Source organism: Bacillus cereus group sp. BcHK124, from assembly GCF_027712065.1.
GTDB lineage: Bacteria > Bacillota > Bacilli > Bacillales > Bacillaceae_G > Bacillus_A > Bacillus_A pacificus.
Genome location: NZ_JAQFPJ010000028.1, coordinates 35,226 through 47,263 on the forward strand (window position 1 = coordinate 35,226; position 12,038 = coordinate 47,263).

Sequence of the window (12,038 nt, forward strand, 5' to 3'; positions counted from 1 at the left end):
AAGTTAATATTGGAGGAATCGAAATGCTATCAATACCAGAACAAAGTGTTAAATGCTTTTTGAATGCTGATATAAATGGAGAATTACAATTAGATACCGAAGAACCACAAGTTGATGAATACGACTTTGTACATGTATACATGTTTTCTGTCGAGGGGATTTACTACCCAGTAAATCAAAACAATATATTAGCTTACTTTTACGATGAAGAATACCAAGAATACTTAGTAATAAAAAAAGGATTTTATAGTGATTGCATTTGGAAAGAACTGGATGAGGGTTTTTTTAGTGTCCAACAAACATGGGATTCCATCAATCCAAGATAAGTTTAAAAAAGTATACATAGGAGGAATCGAAATGCTATCAATACCAGAACAAAGTGTTAAATGCTTTTTGAATGCTGATTTAAATGGACAATTAGAATTAGATACGAAAGAATCACAAGTTGCTCTCTATATGTTTTCTGTCGAGGGGATTTACTATCCTGTTAATAAAGATAATATACTAGCCTACTTTTATGATGAGTTTTTTGACGAATACTTAGTAATAAAAAAGGGGTTTTATAGTGATTGTAATTGGAAACATCCTGATAAAAAATTTTGGGAAGTTCAACATGAATGGGATTTAATTAATCCTTTATAAGTTAAACAAGTATAGGACAAGATTTAATGTATTTATAACTATATATGGTTAGTGATAATGATGGTAGCAGAGAACCTTGAAAAGCAAAGGTGCTATTGTAATTGATTTTGAACTCACCATACGGATGGAAAATATAGGAGGCTCTTTAGTTATGAAAATGAGTAATAAAAAATTTATGAAAATCGCTGCAAACCTTGGAATTTCAACAGCTTTATTAACGGGATGCGTAGGAGATCTCGAAGAAAATAATTCACTAGCAATTGATCAAGACACAACTGATAATGAAGGAACGCAAAAACAATGTACGTCTAATCAAATAAATGAAAATGAGTGTTTTGAAGAGATGCCAACTACAGGACCAGTTAAGCACGAAGAAAAACAGGATAATCCAAGTGTAGAGCATGATAATGGTTGGAGTTCGGCTTTAGTTCCGTTTGCCGCAGGTGCAGCTGGCATGATGTTAATTAATTCATTAAATAAGAAAAATCCAGGGCAAATTAATAATAATACCAACCATACATATAGACCACCAATGACACAAAGACCTTTACCAGAAGTTCCAAAAGAAAAAGAGAAGGAAAAAGGGAGAGGGACAAGTACAAGTGCTGCTACAAGTAGTGGAGGTGCAAATAATTCTGCTTCTACAAATAAAAGTGAATCAAAAGATAAAGTTAATTTAAATAAAAGTGACACGAATAAAAGTAACGCATCTACACCGAAAACAACTAATCCAACTCAACCATCAAAATCATCTTCAACAAGCAAGGTTACCAGTGGTTCTAGTGGTATCGGAAATGCAAAAGCTCCAGCTGGATCTTAATTTATAGGAGGAGAAAAAATGTTAGACAATCAACAGCAACAAGATTATATGAAAAAATGGTTTGCTTTATCTGAGCAAGCTTGTTCACGTGGTTTTACTTGGCCAAGCTTATTAGAGAATGATGAATGGTGTCAGTATATGTCTACTGGTATTAAAAGAATCAAAAAAGAGGAATATGATAATATTATAGAAGCAACTGAATTAGTAAAAACCATTTTTCAAAAGGTTTATAAATACTTACTAGAAAGTCACGAGGGTTTTTTACAATTAAAATTACCCACCGAATTATGGGAAGTGACTAGAACAAATTATGATGTTTTATTTTCATATTTCACTAGGCTTGATTTCATTGTTGCAAACGATGAAATCAAACTAATAGAAATTAATGCAGACACACCCACTGGCTATTTGGAGCCATCTGTAGCTAATCAAGTATTATGTGATTATCATCAAGTTATAAATCCAAATCGCATAGAAGAGAAGCTAGAAACAACGTGGCATAAAATCATTTCTGATTATGAATTAAAACCTCATGATGTTATACATTTCACTAGTTATGATTGGCATGAAGAAGATTATCAAACAGTAAAATTTATTCAAAAATATTGTCCGCATCCAAGTGATTATGTGGGGATACAGAGTATTATAGTTGCAGACGATGGGTTATATACACCAGATGGTGTCAAAATTAAATATTTGTATCGATTATATCCATTAGAGTACTTATTAGAAGATAAAGACTATAGTGGAAAATCAATCGGCCTTATATTTTTAGACCATATTGCACAGGGGAGAGTGAAAATTATTAATCCTCCTTCAGCATTCTTAATTCAAAATAAAGGTGTACTAGCTCTTATCTGGCAACTTCACGAGCAAAATAAATGGTTTACAGAAAAAGAACATAAAATTATCGAAAAGTACTTTTTGCCAACTTATTTCTCAAAGGACAAATTTGAAGAAAATGATATAGATTATGTGAAAAAAGCGACATTTGGAAGGGAAGGCGGTGGGGTTTCCATCATCAATGAAGGGAAAGAAGTAGCTGCAGATAAAACGCCTTACTACGAGCAACAACATAAAATTTATCAAAAGTATATTGAAATGCCGGACTGCACTATAGATACGTGGGATGGAGATTATACAGGTAAATTATTAATAGGGTCACATTTAATTGGTGGAGAACCAGCGGGATTATTTTTAAGAGTAGGTGAAAGGATTACCGGTAATTTATCAATGTTTATTGGAATTTCCACAGAATAAATTCAATTTAATACAATTTGAGTTTTGTGTAGAAAGGGAGATGAAGAAAAGTGATCATATTCCTCTGTACGAGGATTTAAAAGAAGTTTAAAAAAGCATTATTTGAGAAGAAAAAATGGAGGGATGAATTATGAATAAATTTCAAACTATGAAAGACTTGAAAGAAGAATTTGGGAGCAATGTTTTATCTTCGTTTCTTATTTTAATTGGTGCAATTATCAGTATTATTTTTGGTAATGTAACTAAGGATTTGTTTGATACTAATGTCTCTGTGTGGCTATATATTATAGCATGTTATGTAGTTCCTTTTATTTTCATGGTATTAGAATTTTGGTTAGTTGCAAGAACGAAACGAATTGTTAAGGAAATGAACAATTTACAATAAAAAAACATTTAAAGATGGTAGGGAGAATGACAATGACTAAAGGTTTTACAGTAGAAGAAACGTTAATGGCTATTAGTAATTTAACGATTTTTCTATATATAGCAGTAGTTATATATTATTTCTCTCGGTTATCTCACCTTAAACAATAATAAAATGGTTTCGTATTATTAGGAAGTGAAAGGATTTGATGTTATGGAAATGGAAAAGTTCAATGCAAAAGCATTCTTTATATTTATTGGCATAATCTTAATACTCAGTATCGGTGCTAGATTTGCTCAGGAATTTAGGGCGGAACAAGATAAGAATCATGAGATAAGGATGGAACAAACTAGGAGTAACGTGAAAGTTGCAGAGGAAATGGTTGCGAAAAAATTAAATACAGATAATAAATATTCTCGAATGACTGCTGTACCAGGAGATCTGCTGAATCGAAATTACTGGATAACTAAAGAGTTAGTATCAGAAATAAAAAAAGATGGGGAAGAATACCGAATCTACTTTGAAACAAAAAGAGTCAGCAATAGTGAAGGGGATTTTGTTATGTATAAACCTACAGGTATAAATAAAATTCTTAAAGAAGAGTAGATAATACTATTTCGATTTAAAATTCGAATAATATAAAATTTGGAGGTAAATGAAAGGTGAATATAGTAAAATGAATCATAGTAATTTACATAAATCAGGTTATGTTATACTCATCTACTTTGTAATGACTCAACTTGTTGGGATTATAGGAGTACAATTGCTAGCTAAGACAGGTTGGTATGATATTAAGGGAAATCAACAGAAAGCAATTCAGCAACTACTTGTTCATTGGGAACTAATAGGGTTTTCACTCATATTAATATTCATTTATCTTATATATAAGAAAGAAACGATGAATGATTCGAAGTTATCGATTAAATTATCAAGAGTATTATTCGGTTGGATTTTAATAGGAATAGTTGCAGTATTCTTTGCACAGACAATTGGTAGTATTTTGGATAAGAGTATATTTCACTTAACTACACAATCAGTAAATACATCAAGTAATATTGAATCTGTAGCAAATTCTCCTCTTGCTCTTTTATCAATTGTAATTCTTGCTCCACTAGTTGAGGAGCTTGTATTTCGTTACGCGGCCATAAATATATTAAGCCGTAAATTTAATAAAATTGTGTGTATATTAGTTAGTGCATTGTTTTTCTCTATCATGCATTTTGATTTTCCTTTTGTATTTGGATATTTTCTAATTGGACTTGTACTTGCGGCAATATATGTACGTACTAATAGGTTACTAGTATCATTTGTTGTGCATGCTACTATGAACTTAATAATTGTTATACTTCAGATTTTTCAATAGAAAATTTGTAGGTAAGGAGAGAGTAACTTGGCTAAAAAAAAGGCAATATTTTTAGACCGTGATGGGGTCATTAATCAAGTACTTACAGATCGTGTTAGATTTGTAAATAAACCAGAAGATATTTACCTGCTACCTGGTGCAGCTGACGCAATTGCTATATTTAATAGAAAGGGATATATGGTCCTAGTAACAACAAATCAAGCGGGCGTCGGATTGGGTTATATGACTCAAGAAGAGCTCTGTGATTTGAACCATAAATTTGCCGTTTAGGCACGGTTATGGTTCTTTATCCTTGTGGCAAAGTTATAGTTTCAAAAATAGATTATGTCTAATAATCTGTATGGAAGGGAAGTGAGATGATGCATGCACTATATAAACAAAAACGAAGTTAGCGTCCAAACTTCGTTTTTCTGACATACATTAAATTGCAACAATTACATAAAATCTAGTAGGTTTCATAAAAATAAAAAAAGGATCAATTTTTTCGGACATTTTCAGCTAAAAGATTGTAATTGCAGAATAGATAAGTAACAAACACATGATTATATTCACTACCTTATCGTATTTTAAAAATACTCTTTTAAAAGCTGAGCCGCAAATGGACCACAGTAGTAATCCTGCACAACCTATTAGTATTGTTAAGGACATAAACGAGAAAATAGCTACACTTGACTCATGATAAGGAAGTACGAAAGTTGACATTGCAGTTAAGAAGTATAAGATACTTTTTAGATTAAGAATTTGGAAAAGTAGCCCTGAAACAAAAGAAGGTTGGCTATAACTGGTATCATTATTACTTTTTTTAGAAAAAGCAATTTTCCATGCGAGATACAACAAATATATAGCCCCGCCTATTTTAAAATAAGATTCTAACATTGGAATCCAATGGTAGATCCTTGTTATTAACAATGATGTTATCAAACCAAGAATAATAAATCCTGAAATAATTCCAAATTGGAAATGTATAGATCCCTTGAACCCAAATTTTCTCGCTTCATTCATCATCAAAATATTACTTGGTCCTGGTGTAATGGATGTAATAATTAAATAAGAAAGGAATGCTATAAGATTCATCTAGTTGTTTCGTCCCTTCAATGATAATATTTGAATAAATTCTATGGTTCATTGTAATATAGGTCTATCTATCAGTAAAATTAAAATTATAAATAGTCATTATCATTTTTTTGAATAGATAAGAGGAGGATAGTATATATGGAAATAAGACATCTTATTACATTTCGAACAATTGTTGATGTTGGAAGTTATACAAATGCTGCCATAAAATTAGGATATACGCAATCAACCATTACTTCTCATATTCAAGCATTGGAAAAGGAGATTGGTGGGCAATTATTCTCTTACGTTAAACGAGAGTTAAAATTAACCGCTTTGGCAAAAGAATTAATTCCATTAGTTGATGAATTGCTCCATTCATACAAACGTATATCCGAACTAAGAAATCATAAGAATAAGGTAAGTGGAGAGTTACGAATTGCGGCACCCGAATCATTAACGATTTCTAGATTGGGGCCGATTTTGAGGGAGTATTCAATTAAATATCCTGATGTAAAAATTATATTGAGTAACGGAACATGTGGGGAAAATCAAAAAGACCTGACAAGTGGACAGGTCGATGTTGCTTTTATGATTTGGACAAAATTAGAGCTAGAAAAGTGTGATTGCTATCAATTACACAAGGAAGAGATTGTTTTAATCACAGGTCCAAACAAAAACAAACATTTTGATGATTACAAGAACAAGAAAATTACTGATTACTTTATTACAAATGAAAAGGGATGCAGCTATCGTTCTATGTTTGAGAGACACCTAGCTAATAATAGGATATTCAATTTTCAAACTATGGAGCTATGGAGTCTAGAAGCAATTAAACAAGCTGTAATGAGTGGTTTAGGATTCGCTGCACTTCCCTATATAACCGTCAAAAATGAGGTTGGGAATGGATCTTTAAATGTTATGGAACACTATGAAGAATTTGAATTTATGTACTCATATCTCTTAGTCAAGTCAAATAAATGGCGGTCTCCTGCAGTCGAGAGGTTTATTGAGTTAGTATTAGAATAAGCTTCCAAATGAAAATTAATTTAACCTCACTTTAGATTTCTTAATAAACAGAGTATACTTTATTTTAATTAATCAAGAATATTTGATTTTCGGCAAAATTATGCTTCTTTTGGCGGCAATTTTATGATTCTTCAAATAGTAGTATATCTCGCGTGAATTATCCGAGATATACGTTAGGAGTGAGTAAATAGGCTATTATCAGGAATCAAATGGGGTATTTTTATTAGTTATTTTGGCAAGCTTATGGTTCAATATAGAATCTATGGCGAGGTTATGCTTCCAAAATTATAAAAATACTCCCCATATAACAACCGTTTACGGCAAGTAAATGGTTCCTATCGTGGCAAATTTATGATTCAAGTCACAAGCTCTTAGAAATACATGAACATATGCAAGAAAAATTAATTAATGAAAACGCCGATGCTCATATACATGAATTTGTTGCCTGTATCCATCGGCCAAAAGATGGGTGTTCCTGTAGAAAACCAGAGGCTGGTATGCTGCTGCAGTTAGCTCAAAGGCACGATATTGATTTAGCGAGCAGTTATATGATTGGTGACCAAGAAACCGATATATGTGCAGGGAAGAAGGCTGGAACAAGAACAATTCGAATTGCTGATTCTTTGGAGGAAACACAAGCGAATTTTAAATTTTCTTCTTTGCTTAATGTAGCACTTGAAAACATTTTTTAATATTTTTTATGAAGGTAAAATTTTAACAAGTGGTGATTAGTAACAATAAAGATGTTTAATTCCACTGGTCGAAAAATAAAGCAATGCATTAAAATAATAATTTTAGATATATAAATAGATATAAGGAGGTATTTTACAATGAGTGAATTTCAATCAGGAAAAAGAGAAGGGTATATTTATGGTTATATATTTCTTTCGGGAAATAAAGGGTTGGTTTTAGATGAAGGTTCAAACGAGTATCCAATAGAATTAGCAGAATTACTAATCAATGGAGAATTTGTTTTAATGGAAAACTTAACGTTAGATTTATTGAGAAGAAAAAATCTATACGGTTCTAAAGCAAGGATTAAGGAAAGTTTTATTTCATAGTTCGTAAAGTACTATATTATTTTTAAACATTTTTTGCATGAAGTTAGCTCTCATTTTAATTGTGGGAGCTTTTTCTATAGGGTTCTGCTGGGACAAACATCCTTTAAAAAATAAAAAGCTGCCACTATGCGGACACTTCGTGTTATTATGGTTTAGCTATACTAATTCAAATTGCTATGTGGGTGAAACGAATGGAAAATAAACAACCTGAACAACACTACGATCTAAGTAAAATATACACATACAAAGAGCTGCCAGATAAGATTAGCGGCCGTTGCGATAACTGTGGCAATACCGCGTTCAAGAGTTCCGTTAAAGATTTCATCTTTCTAAGAGAATGTCGTCAATGTGGTATGAAGAAAATTATTTAGCCCTGTTAGGGCTTTTTTTATTGGCTCTTATATCCATAAATGCCTTTTACTAAATAATATTATTATCTAATACATAAGTATTAAAGCTTTGTTAAAATACATATTTTAATAAAGAAAAGACACCTAAGGTGCCTTCCTCTGACTTGAACCACTTTAATTTTAATAACATCATTTTACAATCACAAATATATCTTTAATCTTTCATATGATATTTTATCATTTTTTTCAGTTAATTGCATGGAACTGGTGAAAAATAGGTTATTTTTTGTAAATTCCTTTTCTCCATATCCATTCAATGGGACCATAGCGAAAATATTTACTCCAAATTTTGCTGAATATAATTTGCGCAAAGATAATTAAAATCCCGAAGATACATAATTGCCAGTAATATACCTGTGAGACATCTTTAAAGTACAACGAAAGAATGACAAGAGTTAGTATACTTTGGCTAATGTAATTCGTTAAAGCATACTTGCCTACGTTCATAAAGGGTTGCAGCTGCTCTATATATTTTTTATTCTCACAAACCCTAAGTAGAGTACAAACATAGAATATAGCTAGCGTTTTCCCTCCAAATAGAATCCATAGTTTAATATCCTGAGAGTAATAGACATCCGTTTTTATAAAATAGTAGATAATAGGACAAGAGAGAAGACATGAAATGCATAACGAACTCCACTGGATAAATCTAATTTCCTTTATTAATTCCGGTACCCTTTTAAAAATATCTTTCTTACCAGCCCATAAACCAATTAAGAACAAGCCTATATATTCCGGAATTCCTATTAGTAATTGTTGAAATTCCTCGATTATTAAAAAGAACAGACGAGCTTTTACTTGTTGTGAATAATGTGTAAATAGATTTACAGTGTGATTGGTAGTGTTGCCTGTAAACATATATTGATAGTAACTAGGTACGGCAGAAATAGAAGAACTTGCTTGTATAAATAAAATAGCATGTAGTGTATAGCTAACAAATAGAGAGATGCAGCTAACTATAAAGATAAGCTTTGTAGATCGCTTATAAAAGAACAATAGGATAAAACCAGCTAAGGCATATGCGTGTAGAATATCTCCATACCATAGAAAGATAAAGTGGAGTAAACCAAAGAGTAGCAAAATACACAATCTACGGCTAAATAGCTTATATATAGAATATCCTTTTGCTTCCGCGTTTTTTATAAAGATATAAAATCCTACCCCAAATAAGAATGCAAAAATAGTATAGAATTTTGCTTGTATAAACAAATCTATTAAAAAACGAATCCCTTTATCTGTACCGGAATAACCGGCCTGGTTAAAGGGATCTAGTCCCGTCATAGTAGGTAGATTAGAAAACAGGATACATAGTATGGCTATACCTCTTATTGCGTCTAAAGAATAAATACGGGCGTTTTGTTGCATGTAAATTCCCCTTTCTTAAAAAGAAAAACGAGCACTATATTAACTAGCGCTCGAATTACGTCTCGCAAAGAATCCGTCATATGTAGCAGCTGACACTGCACCTTCTAGGCGTTCAATTTCTTCACCTCTGTTATAAGCTACAACAACTGGAGTGCCAGGAATATCGAACTCTTGAAAGGCACTTTGATTTTCTGGCGTAGAGATATCAATACGATAGATGGTTCTATCATGCTTTTTTGACATACTATTGATATCTGGTGCTGCTTTTTTACAATAATGACAAGTTGGTTGATAGTAGTACGCAATAAACTCTTCATGGGATTGTATTTTTTGCTTTAATTCTTCTTTTGAAATATCTTTAATATTTTCGGGCGATCCTTTTGTTTCTGCAGCTGATACAATTGTTTTGTTTGGTGTTACAGTCTCTGGGTTAACAGATTCATTTTTAGTTAAAGTAAAGATAGCGATACAAGCAACGCATAATGTAGTAACAATTGCTCCAATTTTGTAGACTTTATTCATAGTAAATTCCTCCTTAAAGTAAAAAAAAGGACAAACCTCGCCCGAGTTAACTGGGCGTAAGGTTTGTCCTTCACGCTACGTACAATAGAGTATAAACAATGGAAACAAATTTTCTATCTATATAATAACACAACATTTATATAGAATGCTATAAGAATTTTCGAAAGAAAAACAAAGAAACACCTTAGTGAATATAATTTCACGTACCAAAATATATTAAAAAATTAATAAAAATTTCAACAAGGGGATTCTTTGTGTTCCCTACAACTGTTAGATACAATGTACCTCTCCATAAAACATAAAACTATGCAACAATCTACGTCTTAAAAGACTAAATGATATAATAGGCATCACCATACCATTTCGGGAATATTGTACGTTTAGACACAATTGGGACACATCTTAAACGTTTTCTGTACGTTAAGAGGCATCTGTCCAGAAAACCTTATGTTTATGAACAGAGAGCAAAACTTAATAATATCAACGTTTTCTATCTATAACTGTGTTCATAAAGTATGTAAACAAATCAATGTTCAGTTAAACTTAAGTTTTTATCTTTCTGAACATGTATTCACCTAAAAAAATGCTGTAATGATAAGGTTTTGTAATCCTTAGCGTATAATTTTCCCGGAATGATATGGTGACCCCTAATAGTAAAATCATATCGTGTAACGACGAATATATGTACAACTATTTATAGAATGATTGCCGAGATTGCAATTTTAAGACGATTATCTTTTGTTTTGTGTACAATCTATCGTTAAATCGCTTGAAATGGGCGTTTTATAATGCGCGTTTTGTGTTTAGGAAAGGAAAGCGCAAACTTGTTGCATTTAATAATGAAATGACCGAGAGTGCTAAAAGAGTTACCGCCACATGACATATGTCAATTTTATTTTTTATTTTTGAATATTCAAATATTATTTTATCAAGTTAAACAAACTAACAATATTTGTGAAACGTGTTAAGGTTATTGTGTAAACAGAAAAAAATATTAAGAACGGAGGATTATGGAACTTATGGGGATTAAAAAACTATTATTAACATCTTTTATGTTCGGTGCAATCATCTTAGGATCTACGCAAAATGCTAGCGCTAATACAATTAATGATGACACTATCAAATCTCTTCCAGAAGGGGTGGAGAAATATTACCCAACAAACCCTGAACTTTTAGTGGATAAAAATTATGATGATTACAAAGATTCTGAAGATTCGATAATTAGACCTCCATATGCTGCAGCCCTTAAAATTAAAGAGCAACTTCCAAGAAATGTTTATCTTTCAACACAGGACAAGTCGCAGTCTACATCTAGACTACAACTTTATAGTGGCGACAATTTAGGTATGAACGTAGAACCCAAAAAATTTAATGAAAAAGGGCGAGGTACAATTGTTGGTATAATATATCGTAATGGTGAGTATTACGATACCTATGTATTTTATAATACAAAGAGATTCACTACTACCATAAAGACTGGTGATTTATCGCAATATTCATTGAGATTATACTGTGGAAACCCAAGGGAATTAGAAACTGGTTGTCAAGCAAGTGGAGTTATTTATCCAGTAAAATAAACTGCACCTAGGAGGTCTTTACCCCACTCAAAATTCAATACTCTTTCAGTACCAAAAAAGTTGTCAAAATAAAAAGGAGTAGCAAATGCTACTCCTTCACTAATTTTTTACTGGTGCTCTTTCAAAAACTGCTACGACTCTTTTATATCTTTTTTCTATAAAATCAACAATACCCAAACTTGTTATATACCTCTCAAACACTTCAGATTTATCTCTAACTAACCTTCAATTTCTTATCCGTACACAACAAATAATCCCCTCAGACGAGCCAAGAGACCCTTTAAATGTATATCTCGTTATTTTTGTTCTCACTTCATCAGAAACCATACTAAGAGTATGCAAGGTTGTTTACAAAAAAAAAGAATAGCGGAAACCCCTAGAATCCCCGCTACATCAACGATGTATAAAATCCTGTATACCAAATAAACAGACAAAAAAGAAGAATCCCTGTAGCTACAAGGATTCTATCAAAGTATTTGCTACCGATAACGGGAGTTATGGTGCGACAAGAAGTCGCATTCCCACAGGGTAGCTTCTGCTACTAGATTAGATGCAAAGTCTATCTCCATCCG

General features: G+C 32.0%; 14 protein-coding genes and 2 pseudogenes. 13 read left to right on the forward strand and 3 right to left on the reverse strand.

Annotated features, from left to right (window positions below):
- Nucleotides 1–23: 23 nt before the first annotated feature.
- The 8 genes and pseudogenes from PDK19_RS24845 to PDK19_RS24880 form a co-directional block, all read left to right on the forward strand.
- Nucleotides 24–326 (forward strand): hypothetical protein, encoded by a 303-nt coding sequence (locus tag PDK19_RS24845; RefSeq protein WP_000949087.1) that lies wholly within the window; start codon nucleotides 24–26, stop codon nucleotides 324–326.
- A 31-nt stretch (nucleotides 327–357) separates the two neighbouring features.
- Nucleotides 358–642, forward strand: coding sequence for a hypothetical protein (locus tag PDK19_RS24850; protein WP_000949089.1), 285 nt, complete (start codon nucleotides 358–360; stop codon nucleotides 640–642).
- A gap of 151 nt (nucleotides 643–793) precedes the next feature.
- Nucleotides 794–1,462, forward strand: coding sequence for a hypothetical protein (locus PDK19_RS24855; protein WP_000784091.1), 669 nt, complete (start codon nucleotides 794–796; stop codon nucleotides 1,460–1,462).
- An 18-nt stretch (nucleotides 1,463–1,480) separates the two neighbouring features.
- Entirely contained in the window at nucleotides 1,481–2,722 is a 1,242-nt protein-coding gene (locus PDK19_RS24860; RefSeq protein ID WP_000886561.1) for a glutathionylspermidine synthase family protein, read from the forward strand.
- Nucleotides 2,723–2,852: 130 nt separating this feature from the next.
- Nucleotides 2,853–3,107, forward strand: a complete 255-nt coding sequence (locus PDK19_RS24865; RefSeq protein WP_001032086.1) for a hypothetical protein — start codon at nucleotides 2,853–2,855, stop codon at nucleotides 3,105–3,107.
- Nucleotides 3,108–3,299: 192 nt separating this feature from the next.
- Entirely contained in the window at nucleotides 3,300–3,692 is a 393-nt protein-coding gene (locus PDK19_RS24870) for a hypothetical protein (RefSeq protein WP_000425107.1), read from the forward strand.
- Between the two features lie 49 nt (nucleotides 3,693–3,741).
- Nucleotides 3,742–4,449, forward strand: coding sequence for a CPBP family intramembrane glutamic endopeptidase (locus PDK19_RS24875; RefSeq protein WP_000675655.1), 708 nt, complete (start codon nucleotides 3,742–3,744; stop codon nucleotides 4,447–4,449).
- Nucleotides 4,450–4,476: 27 nt separating this feature from the next.
- Nucleotides 4,477–4,701 (forward strand): annotated as a pseudogene (locus PDK19_RS24880) (HAD-IIIA family hydrolase); the annotation flags it as partial.
- A 246-nt stretch (nucleotides 4,702–4,947) separates the two neighbouring features.
- On the opposite strand, the gene PDK19_RS24885 reads toward PDK19_RS24880, so the two are convergent.
- The gene (locus tag PDK19_RS24885) at nucleotides 4,948–5,523 is read right to left on the reverse strand and encodes a LysE family transporter (RefSeq protein ID WP_001048818.1); all 576 of its coding nucleotides are present in this window, start codon (nucleotides 5,521–5,523) and stop codon (nucleotides 4,948–4,950) included.
- A gap of 138 nt (nucleotides 5,524–5,661) precedes the next feature.
- On the opposite strand from PDK19_RS24885, the gene PDK19_RS24890 reads away from it, so the two are divergent.
- The 4 genes and pseudogenes from PDK19_RS24890 to PDK19_RS24905 all read left to right on the forward strand — a co-directional run bounded on the left by PDK19_RS24890 (nucleotide 5,662) and on the right by PDK19_RS24905 (nucleotide 7,963).
- The gene (locus tag PDK19_RS24890; protein ID WP_000405669.1) at nucleotides 5,662–6,531 is read left to right on the forward strand and encodes a LysR family transcriptional regulator; all 870 of its coding nucleotides are present in this window, start codon (nucleotides 5,662–5,664) and stop codon (nucleotides 6,529–6,531) included.
- Between the two features lie 365 nt (nucleotides 6,532–6,896).
- A pseudogene (locus PDK19_RS24895) lies at nucleotides 6,897–7,223 on the forward strand (HAD-IIIA family hydrolase); the annotation flags it as partial.
- A 138-nt stretch (nucleotides 7,224–7,361) separates the two neighbouring features.
- The gene (locus PDK19_RS24900; RefSeq protein WP_001288775.1) at nucleotides 7,362–7,592 is read left to right on the forward strand and encodes a hypothetical protein; all 231 of its coding nucleotides are present in this window, start codon (nucleotides 7,362–7,364) and stop codon (nucleotides 7,590–7,592) included.
- A gap of 191 nt (nucleotides 7,593–7,783) precedes the next feature.
- Complete coding sequence (locus PDK19_RS24905; RefSeq protein WP_000428650.1) at nucleotides 7,784–7,963, forward strand: hypothetical protein; 180 nt, start codon at nucleotides 7,784–7,786, stop codon at nucleotides 7,961–7,963.
- A gap of 258 nt (nucleotides 7,964–8,221) precedes the next feature.
- Here the strand turns inward: PDK19_RS24905 and PDK19_RS24910 are convergent, their stop codons facing one another.
- Entirely contained in the window at nucleotides 8,222–9,367 is a 1,146-nt protein-coding gene (locus tag PDK19_RS24910) for a DUF418 domain-containing protein (RefSeq protein ID WP_001186865.1), read from the reverse strand.
- 39 nt (nucleotides 9,368–9,406) lie between these two features.
- The gene (locus PDK19_RS24915; RefSeq protein WP_001045585.1) at nucleotides 9,407–9,889 is read right to left on the reverse strand and encodes a thioredoxin family protein; all 483 of its coding nucleotides are present in this window, start codon (nucleotides 9,887–9,889) and stop codon (nucleotides 9,407–9,409) included.
- A gap of 1,019 nt (nucleotides 9,890–10,908) precedes the next feature.
- Between PDK19_RS24915 and PDK19_RS24920 the strand changes: the two genes are divergently transcribed.
- The gene (locus PDK19_RS24920; protein WP_002081503.1) at nucleotides 10,909–11,466 is read left to right on the forward strand and encodes a hypothetical protein; all 558 of its coding nucleotides are present in this window, start codon (nucleotides 10,909–10,911) and stop codon (nucleotides 11,464–11,466) included.
- Nucleotides 11,467–12,038: the final 572 nt, after the last annotated feature.

What these genes read in the sequence shown, in the direction of transcription:
- PDK19_RS24875 (WP_000675655.1), top strand. Translation starts at nt 3,742, where the DNA reads ATGAAAGGTGAATATAGTAAAATGAATCATAGTAATTTACATAAATCA.
- PDK19_RS24855 (WP_000784091.1), top strand. Translation starts at nt 794, where the DNA reads ATGAAAATGAGTAATAAAAAATTTATGAAAATCGCTGCAAACCTTGGA.
- PDK19_RS24900 (WP_001288775.1), top strand. Translation starts at nt 7,362, where the DNA reads ATGAGTGAATTTCAATCAGGAAAAAGAGAAGGGTATATTTATGGTTAT.
- PDK19_RS24905 (WP_000428650.1), top strand. Translation starts at nt 7,784, where the DNA reads ATGGAAAATAAACAACCTGAACAACACTACGATCTAAGTAAAATATAC.
- PDK19_RS24845 (WP_000949087.1), top strand. Translation starts at nt 24, where the DNA reads ATGCTATCAATACCAGAACAAAGTGTTAAATGCTTTTTGAATGCTGAT.
- PDK19_RS24850 (WP_000949089.1), top strand. Translation starts at nt 358, where the DNA reads ATGCTATCAATACCAGAACAAAGTGTTAAATGCTTTTTGAATGCTGAT.
- PDK19_RS24865 (WP_001032086.1), top strand. Translation starts at nt 2,853, where the DNA reads ATGAATAAATTTCAAACTATGAAAGACTTGAAAGAAGAATTTGGGAGC.
- PDK19_RS24920 (WP_002081503.1), top strand. Translation starts at nt 10,909, where the DNA reads ATGGGGATTAAAAAACTATTATTAACATCTTTTATGTTCGGTGCAATC.
- PDK19_RS24870 (WP_000425107.1), top strand. Translation starts at nt 3,300, where the DNA reads ATGGAAATGGAAAAGTTCAATGCAAAAGCATTCTTTATATTTATTGGC.
- PDK19_RS24915 (WP_001045585.1), bottom strand. Translation starts at nt 9,889, where the DNA reads ATGAATAAAGTCTACAAAATTGGAGCAATTGTTACTACATTATGCGTT.
- PDK19_RS24910 (WP_001186865.1), bottom strand. Translation starts at nt 9,367, where the DNA reads ATGCAACAAAACGCCCGTATTTATTCTTTAGACGCAATAAGAGGTATA.
- PDK19_RS24860 (WP_000886561.1), top strand. Translation starts at nt 1,481, where the DNA reads ATGTTAGACAATCAACAGCAACAAGATTATATGAAAAAATGGTTTGCT.
- PDK19_RS24885 (WP_001048818.1), bottom strand. Translation starts at nt 5,523, where the DNA reads ATGAATCTTATAGCATTCCTTTCTTATTTAATTATTACATCCATTACA.
- PDK19_RS24890 (WP_000405669.1), top strand. Translation starts at nt 5,662, where the DNA reads ATGGAAATAAGACATCTTATTACATTTCGAACAATTGTTGATGTTGGA.